Source organism: Sporosarcina koreensis, from assembly GCF_001531445.1.
Lineage (GTDB): Bacteria > Bacillota > Bacilli > Bacillales_A > Planococcaceae > Sporosarcina > Sporosarcina koreensis_C.
Genome location: NZ_LQYA01000172.1, coordinates 1 through 394, shown reverse-complemented (window position 1 = coordinate 394; position 394 = coordinate 1). Strand labels below are relative to the sequence as shown.

At 47.7% G+C, this 394-nt stretch carries 1 rRNA gene; it reads left to right on the top strand.

The features are described from left to right. Positions 1–279: 279 nt before the first annotated feature. Positions 280–394: ribosomal RNA gene (locus AWV70_RS16480) — 23S ribosomal RNA — on the top strand; the annotation flags it as partial.

The following is a 394-nucleotide window of genomic DNA, read 5'->3' as shown; positions in this document are numbered from 1 at the left end:
TGATGACTTTCAAAACTTGTTCTTTGAAAACTGGATAAAACGACATTGAAGCAACAAAACATCAAGTAATCAACCGAGTCGATCACATTGTGATTGAACAATACTTTTTTAACGAGTAGCTTGTGTGCTTATCGCTAAGTACCACTACTCACCCGAGGGTTTCGAGAAGCGAGCAGAACGAGGAAGCGACCGAGCGAGGACCGGAGCGTGCTTACGCACGTGAGGACCGGAGTGACGGAGCTGACGAAGTAATGCGAAGCTTATCGAAAGCCGTATAAAGGTTAAGTTAGAAAGGGCGCACGGCGGATGCCTTGGCACTAGGAGCCTATGAAGGACGGCACTAACACCGATATGCTTCGGGGAGCTGTAAGTAAGCTGTGATCCGAAGATTTCC